At 72.1% G+C, this 18576-nt stretch carries 20 protein-coding genes and 1 tRNA gene; 9 read left to right on the forward strand and 12 right to left on the reverse strand.

Annotated elements, in window-relative coordinates:
- Nucleotides 1–345: 345 nt before the first annotated feature.
- The gene (leuS, locus tag ACOJV7_RS13755; protein WP_420190791.1) at nt 346–3258 is read right to left on the reverse strand and encodes a leucine--tRNA ligase; all 2913 of its coding nucleotides are present in this window, start codon (nt 3256–3258) and stop codon (nt 346–348) included.
- 262 nt (nt 3259–3520) lie between these two features.
- On the opposite strand from leuS, the gene ACOJV7_RS13760 reads away from it, so the two are divergent.
- Nucleotides 3521–4381 carry an NAD(P)/FAD-dependent oxidoreductase gene (locus tag ACOJV7_RS13760; RefSeq protein WP_420190792.1) on the forward strand — a complete coding sequence of 287 codons (861 nt, stop codon included), beginning with the start codon at nt 3521–3523 and terminating at the stop codon, nt 4379–4381.
- A 14-nt stretch (nt 4382–4395) separates the two neighbouring features.
- Here ACOJV7_RS13760 and ACOJV7_RS13765 read toward each other — a convergent pair whose 3' ends face one another.
- Nucleotides 4396–4881: a DUF4396 domain-containing protein gene (locus ACOJV7_RS13765; RefSeq protein ID WP_420190793.1), complete on the reverse strand. Its 486-nt coding sequence runs from the start codon at nt 4879–4881 to the stop codon at nt 4396–4398.
- A 68-nt stretch (nt 4882–4949) separates the two neighbouring features.
- On the opposite strand from ACOJV7_RS13765, the gene ACOJV7_RS13770 reads away from it, so the two are divergent.
- Nucleotides 4950–5438, forward strand: a complete 489-nt coding sequence (locus tag ACOJV7_RS13770; RefSeq protein WP_420190794.1) for a methyltransferase family protein — start codon at nt 4950–4952, stop codon at nt 5436–5438.
- A gap of 7 nt (nt 5439–5445) precedes the next feature.
- On the opposite strand, the gene ACOJV7_RS13775 is transcribed toward ACOJV7_RS13770, so the two are convergent.
- Nucleotides 5446–6240, reverse strand: a complete 795-nt coding sequence (locus ACOJV7_RS13775) for a deoxyribonuclease IV (protein WP_420190795.1) — start codon at nt 6238–6240, stop codon at nt 5446–5448.
- 10 nt (nt 6241–6250) lie between these two features.
- Nucleotides 6251–7747, reverse strand: coding sequence for a flavin-containing monooxygenase (locus tag ACOJV7_RS13780; protein WP_420190796.1), 1497 nt, complete (start codon nt 7745–7747; stop codon nt 6251–6253).
- Between the two features lie 139 nt (nt 7748–7886).
- Between ACOJV7_RS13780 and ACOJV7_RS13785 the strand changes: the two genes are divergently transcribed.
- Genes ACOJV7_RS13785 through ACOJV7_RS13800 form a run of 4 tightly spaced genes read left to right on the forward strand, consistent with a single transcriptional unit; the run spans nt 7887 to nt 10963 of the window.
- Nucleotides 7887–9023: a metallophosphoesterase gene (locus tag ACOJV7_RS13785; protein WP_420190797.1), complete on the forward strand. Its 1137-nt coding sequence runs from the start codon at nt 7887–7889 to the stop codon at nt 9021–9023.
- Between the two features lies 1 nt (nt 9024).
- Nucleotides 9025–9510 (forward strand): hypothetical protein, encoded by a 486-nt coding sequence (locus ACOJV7_RS13790; protein WP_420190798.1) that lies wholly within the window; start codon nt 9025–9027, stop codon nt 9508–9510.
- Nucleotides 9507–10106, forward strand: coding sequence for a DNA-3-methyladenine glycosylase I (locus tag ACOJV7_RS13795; protein WP_420190799.1), 600 nt, complete (start codon nt 9507–9509; stop codon nt 10104–10106). The genes ACOJV7_RS13790 and ACOJV7_RS13795 overlap by 4 nt, the downstream gene beginning before the upstream one ends.
- Before the next feature lie 35 nt (nt 10107–10141).
- A complete protein-coding gene (locus tag ACOJV7_RS13800; protein ID WP_420190800.1) occupies nt 10142–10963 on the forward strand; it encodes a dienelactone hydrolase family protein in 822 nt (273 codons plus the stop codon).
- Between the two features lie 39 nt (nt 10964–11002).
- Here the strand turns inward: ACOJV7_RS13800 and ACOJV7_RS13805 are convergent, their stop codons facing one another.
- From ACOJV7_RS13805 to ACOJV7_RS13830, 6 genes are all read right to left on the reverse strand, one after another.
- A complete protein-coding gene (locus ACOJV7_RS13805; protein WP_420190801.1) occupies nt 11003–11689 on the reverse strand; it encodes a hypothetical protein in 687 nt (228 codons plus the stop codon).
- 85 nt (nt 11690–11774) lie between these two features.
- Nucleotides 11775–11847 (reverse strand) — tRNA-Ala (locus ACOJV7_RS13810).
- Between the two features lie 77 nt (nt 11848–11924).
- On the reverse strand, nt 11925–12605 hold the full coding sequence (locus ACOJV7_RS13815) for a histidine phosphatase family protein (RefSeq protein WP_420190802.1): 681 nt from the start codon (nt 12603–12605) through the stop codon (nt 11925–11927).
- Nucleotides 12602–12982: a ribosome silencing factor gene (gene rsfS, locus ACOJV7_RS13820; protein ID WP_420190803.1), complete on the reverse strand. Its 381-nt coding sequence runs from the start codon at nt 12980–12982 to the stop codon at nt 12602–12604. The genes ACOJV7_RS13815 and rsfS overlap by 4 nt, the downstream gene beginning before the upstream one ends.
- Nucleotides 12969–13604 (reverse strand): nicotinate-nucleotide adenylyltransferase, encoded by a 636-nt coding sequence (gene nadD / locus ACOJV7_RS13825; protein WP_420190804.1) that lies wholly within the window; start codon nt 13602–13604, stop codon nt 12969–12971. The genes rsfS and nadD overlap by 14 nt, the downstream gene beginning before the upstream one ends.
- A 26-nt stretch (nt 13605–13630) precedes the next feature.
- Nucleotides 13631–13867 (reverse strand): hypothetical protein, encoded by a 237-nt coding sequence (locus ACOJV7_RS13830; RefSeq protein ID WP_420190805.1) that lies wholly within the window; start codon nt 13865–13867, stop codon nt 13631–13633.
- A 505-nt stretch (nt 13868–14372) separates the two neighbouring features.
- Between ACOJV7_RS13830 and ACOJV7_RS13835 the strand changes: the two genes are divergently transcribed.
- A complete protein-coding gene (locus tag ACOJV7_RS13835; RefSeq protein WP_420190806.1) occupies nt 14373–15326 on the forward strand; it encodes a glycosyltransferase family 2 protein in 954 nt (317 codons plus the stop codon).
- Nucleotides 15323–15838 (forward strand): hypothetical protein, encoded by a 516-nt coding sequence (locus ACOJV7_RS13840; RefSeq protein ID WP_420190807.1) that lies wholly within the window; start codon nt 15323–15325, stop codon nt 15836–15838. The genes ACOJV7_RS13835 and ACOJV7_RS13840 overlap by 4 nt, the downstream gene beginning before the upstream one ends.
- Here ACOJV7_RS13840 and ACOJV7_RS13845 read toward each other — a convergent pair.
- Nucleotides 15835–16449 carry a TetR/AcrR family transcriptional regulator gene (locus ACOJV7_RS13845; protein WP_420190808.1) on the reverse strand — a complete coding sequence of 205 codons (615 nt, stop codon included), beginning with the start codon at nt 16447–16449 and terminating at the stop codon, nt 15835–15837. The two genes, ACOJV7_RS13840 and ACOJV7_RS13845, sit on opposite strands and share 4 nt — an antisense overlap.
- A 92-nt stretch (nt 16450–16541) precedes the next feature.
- On the opposite strand from ACOJV7_RS13845, the gene ACOJV7_RS13850 reads away from it, so the two are divergent.
- Complete coding sequence (locus ACOJV7_RS13850; protein WP_420190809.1) at nt 16542–17264, forward strand: GAP family protein; 723 nt, start codon at nt 16542–16544, stop codon at nt 17262–17264.
- A 12-nt stretch (nt 17265–17276) separates the two neighbouring features.
- Here ACOJV7_RS13850 and ACOJV7_RS13855 read toward each other — a convergent pair whose 3' ends face one another.
- Nucleotides 17277–18569 (reverse strand): glutamate-5-semialdehyde dehydrogenase, encoded by a 1293-nt coding sequence (locus ACOJV7_RS13855; protein WP_420190810.1) that lies wholly within the window; start codon nt 18567–18569, stop codon nt 17277–17279.
- Nucleotides 18570–18576 lie beyond the last annotated feature (7 nt).

The following is an 18576-nucleotide window of genomic DNA, read 5'->3' on the forward strand; positions in this document are numbered from 1 at the left end:
CCACACTTGGGCGTCAAACCCGGCCTACCGACCGAACCGACCACACTTGGATCTTCGCGGGGCTCCCACTCTAGCAGCCTTCCGACTGCCTCCCAAACCGGCTCTCACCGACCTGATCTTGCGGGGTCAGACCCAGGGACCGGCCTACTTCGCGCTGGGCCTCAAGCCCTGCACCGTGGTGTCCGTTCCTCCCTCTCGGGCTGACATCGAGAACAGTAGACGACCTTTCGCGGGAACTCCAAATCGACGCATTTGTGCAGGTCAGCGCGTCGCCGAACGGCACCGGCCCCGCACCGTCGCCTCGGGGGCGGTCGTGCGGGGCCGGCATACGGCGGTGTCCGGGCGTCACATGGGGACGACGTTGACGAGCTTGGGTGCGCGGACGATCACGGTGCGCACTCCCCCGGCCGTCGCCTCGACCACCTTGGGCAGCGCCAGCGCCTTCTCGCGCAGCTCGTCCTCACTGATGTCGGAGGCCACCTCGAGCCGGTCGCGCACCTTGCCCTTGATCTGGACGACGCACGTCACGGTGTCGTCGACGAGCAGGGCGGGGTCGGCCACCGGGAAGTCGGCGTGCGTGAGCGACTCCGCGTGCCCGAGCCGGGACCACAGCTCCTCCGCGATGTGCGGGGCGAGCGGCGCCACCATGAGGACGAGCTGTTCGGCCGCCTCACGCGGCACCGCGCCGAGCTTCGTCAGCGCGTTGTTGAGCTCGATGAGCCGGGCGATGGCGGTGTTGAAGCCGAGCTCGTCGTAGTCGCGGCGCACCGCGTCGATGGTGCGGTGCAGCACCCGGAGCGTCGCGTCGTCCACCGGCTCGTCGACGACGCGGACCTCGCCGGTCTCCTCGTCGACGACGTTGCGCCACAGTCGCTGGAGGAAGCGCTGCGAGCCGACGATGGCGCGTGTGTCCCAGGGCTTGCTCTGGTCGAGCGGGCCCATCCCCATCTCGTAGAGACGCAGGGTGTCGGCGCCGTAGGCGGCATACATGTCGTCCGGGGACACCATGTTCTTGAGCGACTTGCCGATCTTGCCGAACTCGCGGCTAACCGGCTGGCCCTGCCAGGTGAAGGTCACCTCGCCCGAGTCGCCGACGACCTCCTCGACCTCGCTGGCCTCGACCGGCTGGCCGCGGTCGTCGCGGTAGGCCGGCGCCTGAATGTAGCCCTGCGAGAAGTAGGTCCGGAACGGCTCCTCGCTCGTCACGTGACCGAGGTCGAAGAGCACCTTGTGCCAGAAGCGGGCGTAGAGCAGGTGCAGCACCGCGTGCTCGACGCCGCCGATGTAGAGGTCGACACCGCCGGGGTCGACCGTGCCCTCGGGGGCGCCGGCCACCGGCGTCTCGCGGGGCCCGATCCAGTAGTCCTCGGTCGCCGCGGAGACGAGCTCGTCGCGGTTCTCGGGGTCGAGGTAGCGCAGGTAGTACCAGCAGGACCCGGCCCAGTTGGGCATGGTGTTCGTCTCGCGCCGATAGCGCTGCACCCCTCGCCCGTCGCCGAGGTCGAGGTCGACCTCGACCCACTCACGGACCCGGCCCAGCGGCGGCTCTGGCTCGCTCGCGGCGTCGTCGGGGTCGAACGTGCGCGGGCTGTAGTCGGGCACCTCGGGCAGCTCGACCGGCAGCATCGACTCGGGCACACCGTGCGCGACACCATCGGCGTCGAAGACGATCGGGAACGGCTCACCCCAGTAGCGCTGACGCGAGAAGAGCCAGTCGCGCAGCTTGTAGCTCACCGTCGCCTCGCCGTGCCCGCGCTCGACGAGCCAGTCGATCATCGCGGCCTTGGCCTCGGCGACCGGCTTCCCGTTGAGGTCGATCTCGTCGTTGGCCGAGTTGATGGCCGGACCCTCGCCCGTGAACGCCTCGTCCTCCGGGTGCCCCTCGGTCGGCTGGACCGTGCGGACCCTCGGCAGGTCGAAGTTGTCGGCGAAGTGCCAGTCACGCTCGTCCTGGCCGGGCACCGCCATGATCGCGCCGGTGCCGTAGCCCATGAGGACGTAGTCGGCGACGAAGACCGGGATCTCGGCGCCCGTCGCGGGGTTGACGGCATACGCGCCGGTGAAGACGCCGGTCTTGTCCTTGCCCTCAATCTGTCGCTCGACGTCGCTCTTGCGCGAGGCGGCACGCCGGTATGCCGTCACCGCGGCCTCCGGGCTCGCCTCGCCTCCCGTCCATGCCGGGTTCGTGCCCTCGGGCCACTTCCCCGAGGGCACGAGGGCGTCGACGAGCGGGTGCTCGGGCGCGAGCACCATGAAGGTCGCGCCGAAGAGGGTGTCGGGGCGGGTCGTGAAGACCTCGATCGGGTCGACCTCCGGCGCTCCGGCGACCGGGAAGGCGACGCGGGCGCCGTGGCTGCGGCCGATCCAGTTGCGCTGCATCGCCTTGACCTTGTCGGGCCACTGCACGCGGTCGAGGTCGTCGGCGAGCCGGTCGGAGTAGGCGGTGATCCGCATCATCCACTGGCGCAGGTTGCGCTTGAAGACCGGGAAGTTGCCGCGCTCGGAGCGGCCCTCGTTGGTGACCTCCTCGTTGGCCACGACCGAGCCCAGCCCGGGCGCCCAGTTGACCGGGGCCTCCGAGGCGTAGGCGAGGCGGTGGCTGTCGACGATGTCGGCCTGCTCGACGGGGCTGAGGTCGGACCAGTCGCGGCCGTCCTCCGCCGGCAGTGGACGCGCGCCACTGGCGTACTCCTCGACGAGCTCGGCGATCGGCCGGGCGCGGCCGCGGCCGCCGTCGGGACGCTCGGCCTCGGTGTCGTACCAGCTGTTGAAGATCTGCAGGAAGATCCACTGCGTCCAGCGGTAGTAGTCGGGGTCCATCGTGCGGATCGCGCGGCGGTTGTCGAGGCCGAGCCCGAGGCGGCGCAGCTGCCGGGCCATGATGTCGATGTTGGCCTCGGTCGTGACACGCGGGTGCTGTCCCGTCTGGACGGCATACTGCTCGGCCGGCAGGCCGAAGGCGTCGTAGCCCAGGCAGTGCAGGACGTTCTTGCCGAGCATCCGGTGGTAGCGCGAGAAGACGTCGGTGGCGATGTAGCCCAGCGGGTGCCCGACGTGGAGGCCCGCGCCGCTCGGGTAGGGGAACATGTCGAGCACGAGCATGTGCCCACCGGAGAACGAGGCGACCTTCTCGGGGTTGGCGAACGGGCCGGAGGGGTTCGGCGCGTCGAAGGTGCCGTCCGCCTCCCAGCGGTCCTGCCACGCCAGCTCGATCCGGTCGGCCAGCTCGGCCGTGTAGCGGTGCGCCGTCTCGCTCATCTCATCCTTGCCTTCTCGAAGTCCTACGGCTGGCTGCCCACGAAAAAACCCCTCGCTCAGGAGGGGTTGGCCGCGGTGACGTCCGGGTCGGACGGTCAGCGCGGCTCGGGAAGGAGCTGCGGCCCTGCCATGCCCGAAGAGTAGCGCAGGCCCGTACGGCGACGACCCGGCCACCAGGAGGAGGGACGGACCCTGGCCCCACCTCACATGAGACGGGCCCCGGATGGGTACGGCAGGTCGACACCAGTGAACAAGGAGCGACATGTACGACGCACTCGTCATCGGAGGAGGGCCGGCCGGCCTCCAGGCCGCACTCACCCTCGGCCGCATGCACCGCCCGACCCTGCTCCTCGACTCGGGCTCGTACCGCAACGCGGCGGCCGAGGCGGTCCACAACCTCGTCACGGGCGACGGCCGCCCGCCGAAGGAGCTGCGGACGGACGCGGTCGCCGAGCTCACGGCATACGAGGCGGTGGAGCTGCGTGAGGTGGCCGCGACGGTGGTCCGGCGCAGGGAGGACGGGACGTTCGTCGCCGACCTCGAGGACGGCTCGCAGGTGGCCGCGCGCACCGTCGTGCTGGCGACCGGGGTGCGCGATGTCATGCCCGACGTGCCCGGCTTCACCGAGCAGTGGGGACGCACCGTCCACGTGTGCCCGTTCTGCCACGGGCACGAGCTTGCGGGCAGGCGCGTGGCCGTGGAGGGCGGAACCGCGGCCGCGCACCTCGTGGCGATCTTCGAGCCCATCGCCGCGCGGGTGGAGGTCGTGCCGACGGTGACCGCCGTGGAGATGACGGACGCAGGCCTGCGGGTCACCACGACGTCCGGAGAGGTCGTCGTCGACGGCCTCTTCACCCACCCGGACGTCGTCCAGGCGGCACCCTTCGCGGACCAGCTGGGGCTCGAGCTCCGCGAGAGCGGCTGCATCGCCATCGACGTCAACGGCAACACCAGTGTCAGGGGCGTCCTGGCGGCCGGGGACGCGGCGCACGTCGCGGACATGGAGATGCCGGTGCAGTCGGTGCTCGCCGCGGCGTATGCCGGTCAGGTCGCCGCCGCGTCGGCGCTCGGCCTGCTCGTCCTGCCGGTGGTGGAGCGGGTCGAGGCCGGCGCGGTGTCCTGACAGCGCCGCCGACGTCAGTGGTGGTACTCGTGCACGACGGCGTGGCCCTTGCCGCGGCCGATGAGCCAGCGGTTGACGGGGACCGTGACAACGAACGCGACCGCGAGCGCGAAGGCGAGCGCGCCCCAGAAGAGCCATGAGGCCAGGCCCGCGTCCATGGCGCCCGGGACGGCGAGCATGATCGCGTTGTCGACGACCTCCATGACCGTGATCGACACAGTGTCGGCGGCGAAGGCCACCCCGAGTGCGGTCGCCAGCGGCACACCCGCGCGGAGCACGGGCGTGATCGTCAACGCGTAGCCGAAGACGAACGCGAGCACGACCGCGAGGACGATGGTCGCGAGGTTCGAGAGGCCGAGGGCGGTGCCGATGGCGAGCCCCAGGACCTCACCGATGGCACACCCGGTGAGGCAGTGGAGCGTGGCGCTGGCCGCCTGGGACCAGGTGGCGCGGCTCGACGTGTGCTGGCCGTGGACGTGGTGGGGGGTCGAGGCGTTCATGATGTCGGCAACCATACCCCAGGGGGGTATATTCCGTCGAGCGTCGACGATCTCGATACGCTTCGCCGATGAGCGAGTCCGACGCCCCGGGCGCCCGGGGCGACGCCGTCGTCGCGTTCCACCTCTGGCCACCGGTGGCGGTGGGTGGACCGCTCGTCCTCGGCCTCGTGCTCACCAAATGGCTCGGCGACCTCGTCGAGCTCGGGGCTTGGCGGGTGCCCGTCGGGTGGTCCCTGCTCGGAGCCTTCGTCCTCTGGAACGGCTGGGCGCTGCTGCTCTTCGCCCGGCACCGGACCGGGCTGCTGCCCGGACAGGCGACGCGGCGGATCCTCTCGGACGGGCCGTTCGCCCGGTCGCGCAACCCGCTCTATGTCGGGCTGCTCGCGCTCCACCTCGGGATCGCGCTCGTCGCGCCATCGGCATGGGCGCTGCTGCTCCTGCCGGCGTCGGCCGCGCTCCTGCACTGGGGAGCGATCCGCCCCGAGGAGCGGTTCCTCACCGCGACCTTCGGGGACGAGTACACGGCGTATGCCGCGCGGGTGCGCCGCTGGCTGTGACGACGCCTCAGAGGCGCTCGCGCAGCCAGGCGAAGTCCGCCTTGTGGTCGTCGGGACCGCCCGGCGTCTCGCACACGACAGGCGCGCCCGCCGAGCGGACGACACCGGCGAGGAGGTCTGCGTCGATCTGGCCGGACCCGAAGTTGGCGTGGCGGTCGGCGCCGGAGTCGAAGGCGTCGCGGCTGTCGTTGCAGTGGACGAGGTCGATCCGGCCGGTGATGGCGAGGACGTCGTCGACGACGGTCTCGAGCGGGTTGCCACCGGCGTGCGCGTGGCAGGTGTCGAGGCAGAATCCCACCCGGTCTGCCTGCGACGCGGAGCCGATGGCGTCCCAGACGCCGGCGATGCGCTCGAGGTAGCGGGCCATCGCGTTGTCACCGCCGGCGGTGTTCTCGAGCAGCAGCGGCACCTTGAGGTCTGTCGCCTCGACAGCCTTGCGCCAGTTGTCGAAGCCCACGGCCGGGTCATCGCCCTTGTTGACGTGGCCGCCGTGGACGATGAGCCCCTTGGCTCCCACCGACGCGGCGGCGTCGACGTGCTGCTGGAGGAGCTTGCGCGAGGGGATGCGGATGCGGTTGTTGGTCGTCGCGACGTTGATGACGTAGGGCGCGTGGACGTAGAGGTCGACCCCGGCCGCCTCGGCGTCGGCGCGCAGGCCGTCGGCTCCCCCGGCATACCGGATCTCGGGGCCCTTGTAGCCCTGTGGGTCGCCGAGGAAGAACTGGACGAGCGTCGTGCCGCGGGCGGCGGCCTCGGCGAGCGGGTCGGTCTGGTCGACGTGGGCACCGATGGTCAGCGACATGCCGACCAGTCTAGGAACGACCCCTGTCAGCGGCGGCGAGGACCGGGGTCCGCGCGGGCAGCGGGGCGAACTCGAGTGTTCCGTCGTCCACGCGCCTCGCGGACATGAGCCGGAGGTCGGAGAAGTAGTTCTGCCGGACCGTCCACGGCCGGGTCGTACCCTGCTTGGGCAGCAGGTGGCGCGACCTCTCGATGTAGCCCGAGGTCAGCTCGAAGGGCGGCGTCCCCTCGTCGAGCGGCGCAGCAGGGCGGGGCGTCGCGGACGCCGTCCCGGTCGCGCGGAGGTGCTCCAGCACCGCGCAGACGAACCTCGACGTGAGGTCGGCGCGCAGGGTCCACGAGTTGTTCGTGTAGCCGAGGCAGACAGCGAGGTTGGGGACGCCGTCGAACATCGCGCCCTTGTAGAGGAAGTGCTCGCGCGGCGCGAACGTCGTCCCGTCGACGCTGAAGGTGATGCCGCCGGCGACCTCGATCCGCAGGCCTGTCGCCGTGACGACGGCGTCGGCGTCGAGCTCGGTGCCGCCGTCGAGGCGGATCCCGGTGCGGGTGAAGGTCTCGACGGTGTCGGTGACGACGGAGGCGCGCCCTGACTGCAGCGCGGCGAAGAGGTCGCCGTCCGGCACGACGCACAGTCGCTGGTCCCACGGGTCGTAGGTGGGGGTGAAGTGCTCGCGCACGACGTCCTCGCCGACGAGCCGGGAGTTGGCGCGGGCGAGCACCCTGCGCACGGCCCGCGGGAAGCGTCGCGACGCCTCGAAGAGCCCGACGTTCTGGAGGACGTTCTTGCCCCGCACCGCACGGCGCGCCGCGCGCTCGGGCAGCACCCGGTGCAGCAGGCCACCGACCCGGTCGTCGGCGGGCAGCGGCAGGACGTAGGACGGACTCCGCTGGAGCATGGTCACGTGCTCGGCCCCACGCTCGGCGAGCGCCGGCACGAGCGTCACCGCCGTCGCGCCCGACCCGATGACGACGATCCGCTTGCCCGCCGGGTCGAAGGCCTCGGGCCAGAACTGCGGGTGGATGATTGGCCCGTCGAACTCCGCCCGGCCGGGGAAGTCGACGACGTGCCCGGTGTCGTAGGAGAAGTAACCGGTGCAGACGTAGAGGAACCGGGCGGTGTGCTCGACGAGTCCCTCGACGGTCTCCGCCTTGACCGTCCATGTGCCGGTGCCGGACGACCAGGCCGCCGAGATGACGCGCTGGTCGTGGTGGACGTGCTCGTCGACGCCGAACTCGGCCGCGGTGTCGCGGATGTAGTCCCGGATCGCCTCACCGGTGGCGAGCACGTCGCTGCCCGCCCACGGGCGGAACGGGTAGGCGAACGTGTGGACGTCGGAGTCCGAGCGCACCCCGGGGTAGCGGAAGAGGTCCCACGTGCCACCGAGCGCGGGTCGAGACTCGAGCACGGCATACGAGACCGCGGGGTCCATCCGGCTCAGCCGGCAGGCCGCGCCGACCCCGGACAGGCCGGCGCCCACGACGAGGACCTCGACGTCGAGGCTGCGCATCGCACTCCTGACCCTGGGTGGCGTGGACAGCCACATGAAACCACGCTGCATGCTGGCCCCACCTGCCGGGACGGTGGTGTGGGCTCCCACCCCTGCGTGCGAGCATGAGGCCCCATCGCCGACCTCCCGGGACCCCTGCGTGCTGCTCTTCGCCCTCATCGCCCTGACCGTCGTCGGGCTCCTCACCTTCTGGCTGCACCGGCGTCTTGTCGTGGCGCCGGGTTGGGCGACGCGGTGGCGGTATGCCGTCTCGCTCACTGTCGTCGCCCTCACCGCTCTCGCGGTGGTCGCCATCGCGGGCGGGCTGCGGTGGGGCACGGCCGACGACACGCGGGTGACCGCAGCGGTCGCGCTCACCTGGCTCGTCGTCGCGCTCTACCTCGCGATCGGGCTTGCCGCCGCGCAGCTCGTCGCCGTCGTCGTCTGGCTCGTCACGCCCGAGGAGCGTCGTCGTCCGGTGCTGCGCGGGTTCAACCGGGCCGTCGCGGCCGTCGTCACGGTCGGCGCGCTGGGCACGTCGGCATACGGCGTGGTCGAGGCGACCGACCCGGTGGTGACGCGCACGACCCACCGTTCGGCGGAGCTGCCCGCGTCCTTCGACGGGACGACCGTCGCGCTCGTCACCGACCTGCACGCCGGGGTCGTGCATGGGCAGGACTTCGTGCGCACCATCGTCGAGCGGGTCAACGCGGCGCGCCCGGACCTCGTCATCCTCTCCGGCGACGTCGTCGACGCACCCTTCGAGCGGCATCGCGCCGAGATCGCGCCGCTGGCCGACCTCGAGGCCACGCTCGGCGTCTTCGCGGTGACCGGCAACCACGAGATCTACACCGGCTCGACCGCCGAGTGGGTGGCCGAGTGGGAGCGGCTCGGCATCACCGTCCTCTCGAACTCCGCGCAGGTCGTCACCCGCGGCGCGGAGAGCATCACCGTCGCCGGTGTGCACGACCGGGAGGGCACAGGCGCGTTCGCCCCCGACCCGCAGCGGGCACTTGCGGGCACGGATGACGCGTTCACCCTCTATGTGGCGCACCAGCCGGTCATGGCCGAGGTCTCGACCGACCGGGGCGTCGACCTCCAGCTCTCGGGGCACACCCACGGCGGGCAGGTCTGGCCCTTCGAGCTCCTCGTGCCGCTCCAGCAGCCGATGGTCGAGGGCTTCGCCGTCATCGACGACGTGCCGGTCATCACGAGCCGGGGCGCCGGCACCTGGGGGCCGCCGGTCCGCGTCGCGGCGTCACCCGAGATCCCGCTCATCACCCTGAGGAGGGGCTGACGTGTCCGATCCCGTGGCCCCGGACGGGCCCCTCTACCGCTCGGTCGTGCGACCCAGCACCCCGCTCGTCGTCGTCGGCGCCGTCGTGGCCGGCGTCGGCGTGCTCACGGGGCTGCTCGTCGCGGCCATGGGCGGGGCGTCGGTCGTCCTCGGAGCCGTCGTCCTCGTGGCGCTCGTCCTGCTCGGCTGGCTCGTCGCCCGCGGTCCGGTCCGGGTCACCGTCACCCGCGACGCGGTGCGGATCGGCTACCCCTTCGCGTCGCGCACGATCCGCATCTCCGACGTCACCGACGTCGGCGCCGGTGACCACGTCGACGGCGCCGGCTATGGCTGGGGCGTGCGTTGGGAGGGCCGCGGCAAGTGGGCCTACCGGGTGGGCGGGCCCATGGCGACCCTCGTGCACCGGGGTGGCCGCCTCGGCGTCTCGGTCACCGACCCGCACGCGTTCGTCGAGGCCGTCGTCGACGCACGCCAGGACATCGCGTGAGCGGCGTCGTCGTCGGCGAGGACGGCCTCTCGAGGCCGGTGTGGGCGTCGGTGGACCCGATGCTGCGCGACTACTACGACACCGAGTGGGGCATGCCGGTCCGCGACGAGCGCGGGGTCTTCGAGCGGCTCTCGCTCGAGGCCTTCCAGTCCGGGCTGTCCTGGGCGACGATCCTGCGCAAGCGGCCGGCGTTCCGGGAGGCGTTCGCGGGGTTCTCGCCCGACGCCGTCGCGACGTTCGGCGACGACGACGTCGAGCGCCTCATGGCCGACGCCGGGATCGTCCGCAACCGGGCCAAGGTGCTCGCCACGATCCAGAACGCCCGCGCCACGCTGGCACTGCGCGAGGACCCGGACGGCGACCTCGGGGCATACGTCTGGTCGTTCCGGCCCGAGCGGACGCCGCGGCCGCGCACCCACGCCGACGTCCCGACGACCTCACCCGAGTCGCTCGCGCTGTCGAAGGGGCTCAAGCGCAAGGGCTTCACGTTCGTCGGCCCGACGACGATGTTCGCGCTCATGGAGGCGATCGGCATCGTCGACACTCACCTCGTCGACTCGCACCGCCGTGGCACGTCCGGCGTCTGGCCGAACTGACCGCACACCCGTCGGGTGCGTGCGAGGCTCCAGCCGTGACCGACGACCCGCACCCGGACTTCGCCCGCGAGAGCTTCACCCGGCGCGGCGTCACGCACGAGGTCCTTCGGTCGGGCAGCGGGCCGGCCGTCATCGTCGTCGCCGAGGTCCCGGGCGTCACCCCGCGGGTGCTCGACCTCGCCCGCCAGGTCCGGAACCTCGGCTGCACGGTGGTGCTCCCGGTCCTCTTCGGCCGGGTGGGTCACGATGCGCACCCCGACTCGGCCGGGCAACTCGGGTCGGTCCTGTCGATGGCTCGTGCAGGGGTGTCGGTCTGCGTGAGCCGCGAGTTCACCCTGCTCGCGACCGCCCGCACCTCCCCCGTCGTCCCCTGGCTGCGGGACCTCGCCGCGGCGGAGCACCAGAGGTGCGGCGGGCCCGGCGTCGGCGCGCTGGGCATGTGCCTCACCGGCGGGTTCGCGCTGGCGATGGCGACCGACGAGCGCGTCCTCGTACCGGTCCTCGCGCAGCCATCCCTGCCCTTGGGGCTCACGCCCGCTCAGCGCCGGTCCATCGACGTCTCCCCCGACGAGCTCGCCGTCGTCGCGCAGCGGTGCGCTGCCGGGCTCACGGTGCTGGGGCTGCGGTTCGCCGGCGACCGGCTTGCGCCGAGGGAGAGGTTCGCGTTCCTGCAGCGGAGACTCGGCGACGCGTTCGTCGCGATCCAGCTGCCCGACTCGTCGGCCGACCCCCACGGCGCCATGCCACCGCACTCGACCCTCACCGAGCACCTCGTCGACACCCCCGGCGAACCGACCCACGACGCGCTGCAGCAAGTGCTCGACCTCTTCCGGACCCGGCTGCTCGGCTCCACCTGACCAGCGGCGCTCGGCCGCGGGGCGCGGTGGGTCCAAGGTTCAGGACCAGCGGGTGGGCTCGTCGCCGCTCGGGAAGCGGACGTCGGTGCTCGGCGGGCCGAAGAGACGGCGGGTCAGGTCGACCTGGAGCCAGAACCACGCCGCAGCCGTGGCGACACCAGCCGCGACGACCGGCCACGGCCGCTCGGTGACGAGGGCGCCGACGAGGGCGCCCAGCGCCCCGGCGAGGAGGGTGTTGACCACGGTGACGAAGAAGGTCGTCGACCCCACGATGTGCGACGTCATCCTCCGCCGCCTGCCGAGGGTGTAGGTCGTCATGAGCCCCGCCTCGTCGTCGTGCGTGGACGCGGTGAGGTAGGGCGCGATCTCGGGGGCGAGCTCGACGTAGGCCGCCCGCAGCCGGTTCATTCCGCGAATGAGCTGCGCGTCCTCCTGGCTCGCCAGGGCGACGCGCAGGAGGGTGAGCGAGCCGAGCACGAGAGAGGCCGCGGCGAAGGCCACCGCCAGGGGCAGCAGGGAGCGGTCGAACCCGATCCCCTGCGCGAAGAGGGCGAGGACGACGAGCAGTGCCGAGACGACGGTGAGGAGGATCGAGATCCGGCTCATGATCTCGCTCCATGTCATCGACCGGGTGCCGAGCAGGCTCCAGTGCTCCGTGGCGAGCAGCGTCGCGAGCTCCGGTCGGGGCCTCACTTCGTCACCCGGAGCCTCTTCGTCCATGGCCATGACGTCGAGTCTCCTCCGGAGAGGCCTCGCGGATGGCAGAACGACGAAGGGCCGGACACCATGTGTCCGGCCCTTCGTCGTTCGGTGGAGCATAGGAGATTCGAACTCCTGACCTCTTCCATGCCATGGAAGCGCGCTACCAACTGCGCCAATGCCCCGAGTTGCCCCGGTGGGACGTCCCCCGGAGGCGACTGCGAAAGTTTACGACGCCATTCGCCCGGCCACCAAATCGGGGTCAGGCGAGCCCGTCACCGGCGGCCGAAGCCGTTGCCGCGGACTGGTTCCACGTCTGGATCCGCCAGCCCGCACGCCCCTCGACGAGCTCGGCCCAGTGGCAGTTGCCGAGCCCTCCGAGGGCGAGCCACGACGTGCGCTGGTCGATGCCGACGAGGTCGGCCGCGAGAGCCCGCCCGGCAACACCGTGGGTGGCGACGACGGCGCACTCCCCCGGGGCGAGGTCGGCGAGCAGCGCCTCGACCCCGGCCCGGCAGCGCGAGGCGACGTCGGCCACCGACTCACCGTGCCCGCCGCGCCTGAAGTCGTCACCGCGCAGCAGCCGGTCCATGTCCTCGGGGTAGCCCGCGCGCACCTGCTCCCCCGTGAGCCCCTGCCAGGCTCCGGCGTGGATCTCGCGGAAGCGCTCGTCGGTCGAGAACGGTATGCCGTCCACGCGAGCCACCGTCTCGCCCGTCACAGCCGCGCGGGACAGGTCGGAGGCGACGACCAGCACCGGTGAGAAGGCCGCCAGCGCCCGAGCCGCGGCGGCCGCCTGCTCGACGCCGCGCTCGGACAGCGGCGAGTCGAGCTGGCCCTGCCAGACACCGGCGGCGTTGTGGGTGGTCTCGCCGTGCCGGAGCACGATGAGGCGTCGTGGTGCGTCGCCGCGCATGACCCGCTCGTTGGGGCCGGGCGTCACCGGCCGCCCTGCTCCGTGCCGACGGCGCCGAGGTCGACCTCGGGGCAGTCCTTCCAGAGGCGCTCGAGCTCGTAGAACTCGCGCTCCTCGTCGTGCTGGACGTGGACGACGATGTCACCGAAGTCGATGAGCACCCAGCGGCCGTCGCGTTGGCCCTCGCGGCGCACGGGCTTGGCGCCGAGCTCGCGCAGCGAGTCCTCGACCTCGTCGACGATGGCGCCGACCTGGCGCTCGGTCTCGGCCGAGGCGATGACGAAGATGTCGGTGATCGCGAGCTGCTCGCTCACGTCGATGCCGACGATGGTGGTGGCGAGCTTCTCGGCCGCCGCGTGCGCGGCGGAGCGGGCGAGCTCGAGGGAACGGTCAGTGGCTGGCACGGGACTCCTCGTCCTGGTCCGTCGCCGGGGCGAAGGGTGCGTCGGACGACGCAGCCGGCCCCCCGGCATACAGGTGGTGTTTGTTGATGTACTGGACGACGCCGTCGGGCACGAGGTACCAGACCGGCTCGCCGTCGGAGACGCGGTCGCGGCAGTCGGTCGAGCTGATCGCCATGGCCGGCACCTCCTGGAGGGTGACGCGGTCCTCGGGCAGGCCCGACTCCGAGAGCTCGTAGCCGGGACGGGTGACGCCGATGAAGTGCGCGAGCTCCCAGAGCTCGTCGACGTCCTTCCACGAGAGGATCTGGGCGAGGGCGTCGGCACCGGTGATGAAGAACAGCTCGTCGTCGGGGTGCTGGGCGCGCAGGTCGCGCAGCGTGTCGATCGTGTAGGTCGGGCCCGCACGGTCGACGTCGACGCGGCTCACGAGGAAGTGCGGGTTCGACGCGGTCGCGACGACGGTCATGAGGTAGCGGTGCTCGGCCTCGCTCACGACCTTGTCGGCCTTCTGCCACGGCTGCCCGGTGGGGACGAAGATGACCTCGTCGAGGTCGAAGAGCGACTGCACCTCCGACGCCGCGACGAGGTGGCCGTGGTGGATCGGGTCGAACGTCCCACCCATCACGCCCAGTCGACGGCGGCCAGTGCTCAGTGGTGGCCCTGGTCGTGCATCGTCCCGCCGTGGGCGTGGGCGAGCTCGGTCGAGTGGTGGTCGTTCTTCTCGCTGACCGGGGTGTGCCGCTGGGCGGTGCCGCGGAACGCCCACGTCACTCCGAGCAGCAGCGCGAAGGCGACGAGGGCGAGGGCCCCGAAGGCCCACGGCGGCATGGGGAGCTCGTGGGTGGCGGCTTCCTCGGCGAGGACACGGGCGGCGTGCGACGTCATGACGTGCAGCCTACCGGTCCCGTTGTCCACGGGCGCCGTCCACAGGGCTGTGCACGGGAGCGTGCCGAGGCGGCCGAACCTGTGGACGACACGCGCGGATCACGCCACACGCCGAGAATCGCGCCGGATCATCTTGCGCCGCAGGGCTACTGGGCGATAAACAAGTCCTCACGAACAACCGTCCGGGCACCTGAGTCAGGGCGGAAGTCGGGTCGAAGGAGAACGGCAGTGCCACCGAACCCGGTCAGGGGGCGGATGGGGGGTCACACCTCCAGTCGCGAGCGACATCGCGGGGCACGCCGCGGCCGACGGCCAGAGTCGAAGTTCTTCCCGGTGCAGCCGGGACGACGCCACTGTCGCGTGGCACCCTCGGTGGGGCAACCCGCCGGGAACGACCGGCTCAGTAAGGGCTAGCCCCACCGCCGAAGGCCCCCGATCTCATACGTCGAGGGCCTTCGGTGGTGTCCGGGCTCGTGACGCGCACGTGGCACCTACGCTGAACCCCATGTCCGCGCCACCACCCGACGTCACGCTGAGCATCGTCATCCCGATGTTCAACGAGGAGGCCGTCCTCCCGCTGCTCGTCGAGCGGCTGCGCCCGCTCGCCGAGAGGCTGGGCACGGCCTACGAGGTCGTCGCGGTCGACGACGGCAGCACCGACGCGACACCGGTCGTCCTCGAGCGGCTCCGGCGGGAGTGGCCCGAGCTGCGCATCGTGCGGCTGCGCGCCAACGCCGGCCACCAGGCGGCCATCTCGGCGGGACTCGTGCGGGCCCGCGGCGACTACGTCGTCACCCTGGACGCCGACCTCCAGGACCCGCCGGAGGTCATTCCGGAGATGCTGCGGATCGCCCGCGAGGACCACGTCGACGTCGTCTACGGCGTCCGCGAGGACCGCTCGACCGACACGGCGTTCAAGCGCGGGAGCGCGCGACTGTTCTACCGGGCCATCCGCCGGCTCGGTGCCGTCGACGCCCCCGCCGACGCCGGCGACTTCCGCCTCATGTCGCGCGCGACGGTCGACGCGGTCAACTCGCTGCCGGAGCACAACCGCGTCCTGCGGTTTGTTGTGCCGGGCCTGGGCTTCCCCTCGGGCTCGGTCGGCTACACCCGCGAGGTGCGCGCAGCGGGCGAGTCGAAGTACCCCCTCGCCAAGATGATCCGGCTCTCGATCGACTCGGTCACCGGCTTTTCCCACGCCCCCCTGCGCTTCGCGACGTGGCTCGGCCTCCTCGGTGGTCTCGCTGCGCTCGGCGTCCTCGTGTATGCCATCATCGCGCGCCTCCTCGGCCATGCCCTGCCCGGCTGGACCTCGACGGTCGTCATCGTCGCGGCGGTCGGCGCGGTGCAGCTGCTCGCCCTCGGGATCCTCGGTGAGTACGTCGGACGGATGTATGCCGTCATGCAGGCCCGCCCGACCTACTTCGTCGCGCACGACTCGCTGGACGCCGAACGGTGAACCGGGCGCGGCTGGCCTCCGCCGGCCTGGTCGTCGGAGCCCTGCTCGGCCTCGGTGGGTGGTACCTCGCCGGGCGGGGGGACGAGCCGCCGCCGAGCACGCGGGCACGCACTTCCGGCGGCGCGCTGACCTTCACCCTTCCGGAGTCGTGGCGCACCCTCGAGTGCGAGGCCGACGAGGGCGACTGCGTGCGCGTCGCGACCCCGGACATGGCCGAGGAGCACGCGGCGACGGTGTCGTTCCTGCCGCCGAACCCCGTCGAGGGCACGCCTGTCGACCTGCTGGCCAACCCCGACGTCACCGTCCCCGGGGCGGTCCGGATCACCGTCGACGGACTGCCGGCCGCCCGCATGAACCCGAACAGCGAAGGCCAGGACACGACGCTCGTCGCCGGACGCGCGCGGATCGAGGCGGGCCACACCTTCATGGTCGTCTGCCCCGTCGGCGGCGACGCCGACCGAGCCAAGGGCGTGTGCGACCAGATCGTCCGCACCCTCAAGGTGACGCGCTAGCCCGACCGGTGCGGCAGCGCCTCCAGGCGGGCTCGGAGCAGGGCGCGTGCCCGCGTCGGCGGCAGCAGGGCCGGCACCGTCCCACCGAGGAACGTGAGCCCGTCGAGGAAGACGTGGAGCTCCTCGACGTGCGCCGCGAGGGTCGCTGGGACGACCCCGACCTCGACCGGGGGCTGCTCGCCCGTGACGTCGGCCACGGCCATCGCGCACACGTGTCGCTCACCGTGCCAAGCCTGCTCGGCGAGACCGGGCCGGGCGTCGACACTGCGGCTGCGCGCCATGAACGCGAGGTAGACCCGAACCTCGGCCAGTCGGTCGTCGTCGAGCGGGAGCAGCTGCTCGAGCAGGGCCTGGGCCCGGTCGAGACCCGGCTCCTCCTGCTCGAGCACGCCCAGGATCCGGGCGGGGATGTCCGAGAGGCTCGCGTCGAAGGCGAAGTCGAGCAGCTCGGCCTGGGTCCTGAAGTAGTGGCGCACGGCGCCGGCGGACCACCCGGACTCGGCCGCGACCGCGCGGACGGTCGCGCCCTCCACCCCGCTCCGGGCCACGACACGACGCACCGCCGCCCCGAGCTCGGCTCGGCGCTCGGCGTGGTCGACGACCTTGGGCACGGCAGGATTTTCGCACAGGTGTGTCACTTCGTGGTTGACTACCCCCGGGCCGGTTTTCGGACGCTTGTGTCACAACACCTGGGAGGCGCGCCATGGATGTGGCCGTCATCGGCGGGCTCGCCCTGCTCGCGCTCGTCGACAGCACGAGCTTCGGCACGCTCGGGGTCCCCGTGTGGATGCTCGTCCAGCCGCGGGTCCGTGCCGTCGCGGTGCTCGCCTACGTCGCGGTCATCGCCGGCTTCTACTGGCTGCTGGGACTCGGCCTCCTCCTCGGCGCGCAGGCCCTGACAGGCGTGGCCGCCTCGCTCTCGGCGTGGGCTGACTCCCGACCGGTGACGATCGCGCAGCTCGTCGTCGGCGTGGCGCTCTTCGGGGCGAGCTTCGCCTTCACGCGCAAGCGCGGCGCGGCCCGCCGAGCCCGTCGCGGTGATCGCCCGACGCGCATGCAGCGCTGGACCTCACGCGCCGTGGGCGCCGACGCCACCGTCGGCACCGTCTCGCTCGTGGCCCTCGGGGCCGGGCTCGTCGAGGCGGCCTCGATGCTTCCCTACCTCGGAGCCGTCGGCATCCTCACGGCCAGCGTGGGGACGGCGGCGAGCGCCGGTCTCCTCGCGGCATACGTGGTCGTCATGGTCCTGCCGGCACTGGCGCTGCTCGGCCTGCGCCTTGCCGCCCACGACCGCGTCCGGCCGGTCCTCGAGCGGGTGCACCGCTGGGGCGAGCGCACCAAGGACGAGATGCTCGGGTGGATCTTCGGCATCATCGGCTTCCTCGTCGCGGGCGACGCCTTCCAGCGCTTGCAGGCGATGGGCTGACCGACGTGCCGCTCAGCGGACCTGGCCGTCGCCCTCGACGATCCACTTCGTCGTCGTCAGCTCCGGCAGCGCCATCGGACCGCGCGCGTGGAGCTTCTGCGTGGAGATGCCGATCTCGGCGCCGAAGCCGAACTCGCCACCGTCGGTGAACCTCGTGGAGGCGTTGACCATGACCGCGGCCGCGTCGACCTCCGTCGTGAACCGGCGCGCCGCAGCCCGGTCCTCAGTGACGATCGCCTCCGTGTGCCCGCTCGAGTGGGCCCGCACGTGCGCGAGCGCTGCGTTGAGGTCCGGCACGACGCCGACGGCCATCTCGAGGGCGAGGTACTCGGTATCCCAGTCCTCCTCGGTCGCCCTGACGTGCGGTATGCCGGCCGCCTCCGCAGCGCTCCCGGCCGCGGCGTCCGTGTGGAGCGTGACTCCCGCGCCGGACAGCTCGGCGAGGACCTTGGGCAGGAACTCGTCGGCGAGCGAGGCGTGGACGAGGAGGGTCTCGGCGGCGTTGCACACGCTCGGGCGGTGGGTCTTGGCGTTGACGGCGATGGCGAGCGCCTTGTCGAGGTCGGCCGCGGCGTCGACGTAGACGTGGCAGTTGCCGACGCCGGTCTCGATGACGGGCACGGTCGACTCGGTGACGACGGTCTGGATGAGCCCCGATCCCCCGCGCGGAATGATGAGGTCGACCTGGCCGCGGGCGGTGAGCAGCGCCCGCACCGCGTCGCGCCCACCCTCGAGGAGTCCGATGGCGTCGGCAGGCAGTCCGTGCTGCTCGAGCGACCGGCGCATCACCGTGACGAGGGCGCGGTTGGTCGACTCGGCGGCGGAGCCGCCACGCAGGATGACGGCGTTGCCCGACTTGAGACCGAGCCCGGCGGCGTCGACGGTGACGTTGGGGCGCGCCTCGTAGATCATGCCGACGACCCCCATCGGCACCCGCACCTGACGGATCTGCAGGCCGTTGGCGAGCGTCGAGCCGCGCACGACCTCACCCACCGGGTCGGGCAGCGCGGCGATGTCGCGCAGGGCGTGGGCCACAGCGGCGACCCGGTCGCGGTCGAGCGTGAGCCGGTCGACGAGGCCCTCGGCCATGCCTCCGGCGCGCCCACGCTCGACGTCCTCGGCGTTGGCGGCGACGACGGCGTCCGCGTCGGCGTCGAGGGCGTCGGCCATGGCCCGCAGGGCGTCGTCCTTGTCGGCGCGGCTCAGCAGGACGAGACGTCGTGACGCCTCCCGTGCCTTCGCGGCGAGGTCCGAGACACGCGCGATGTCGGCCGGGTCGAGGTCGGCGACGGAGGAGGCAGCCATGGCAACC

The sequence above is a fragment of the Knoellia tibetensis genome, assembly GCF_048606415.1.
GTDB classification, from domain to species: Bacteria; Actinomycetota; Actinomycetes; order Actinomycetales; family Dermatophilaceae; genus Knoellia; species Knoellia tibetensis.

Coding starts and splice junctions, on each gene's coding strand:
- leuS (WP_420190791.1), bottom strand. CDS start 3,258: ATGAGCGAGACGGCGCACCGCTACACGGCCGAGCTGGCCGACCGGATC.
- ACOJV7_RS13760 (WP_420190792.1), top strand. CDS start 3,521: ATGTACGACGCACTCGTCATCGGAGGAGGGCCGGCCGGCCTCCAGGCC.
- ACOJV7_RS13765 (WP_420190793.1), bottom strand. CDS start 4,881: ATGAACGCCTCGACCCCCCACCACGTCCACGGCCAGCACACGTCGAGC.
- ACOJV7_RS13770 (WP_420190794.1), top strand. CDS start 4,950: ATGAGCGAGTCCGACGCCCCGGGCGCCCGGGGCGACGCCGTCGTCGCG.
- ACOJV7_RS13775 (WP_420190795.1), bottom strand. CDS start 6,240: ATGTCGCTGACCATCGGTGCCCACGTCGACCAGACCGACCCGCTCGCC.
- ACOJV7_RS13780 (WP_420190796.1), bottom strand. CDS start 7,747: ATGCGCAGCCTCGACGTCGAGGTCCTCGTCGTGGGCGCCGGCCTGTCC.
- ACOJV7_RS13805 (WP_420190801.1), bottom strand. CDS start 11,689: ATGGCCATGGACGAAGAGGCTCCGGGTGACGAAGTGAGGCCCCGACCG.
- nadD (WP_420190804.1), bottom strand. CDS start 13,604: ATGGGTGGGACGTTCGACCCGATCCACCACGGCCACCTCGTCGCGGCG.
- ACOJV7_RS13830 (WP_420190805.1), bottom strand. CDS start 13,867: ATGACGTCGCACGCCGCCCGTGTCCTCGCCGAGGAAGCCGCCACCCAC.
- ACOJV7_RS13835 (WP_420190806.1), top strand. CDS start 14,373: ATGTCCGCGCCACCACCCGACGTCACGCTGAGCATCGTCATCCCGATG.
- ACOJV7_RS13850 (WP_420190809.1), top strand. CDS start 16,542: ATGGATGTGGCCGTCATCGGCGGGCTCGCCCTGCTCGCGCTCGTCGAC.
- ACOJV7_RS13855 (WP_420190810.1), bottom strand. CDS start 18,569: ATGGCTGCCTCCTCCGTCGCCGACCTCGACCCGGCCGACATCGCGCGT.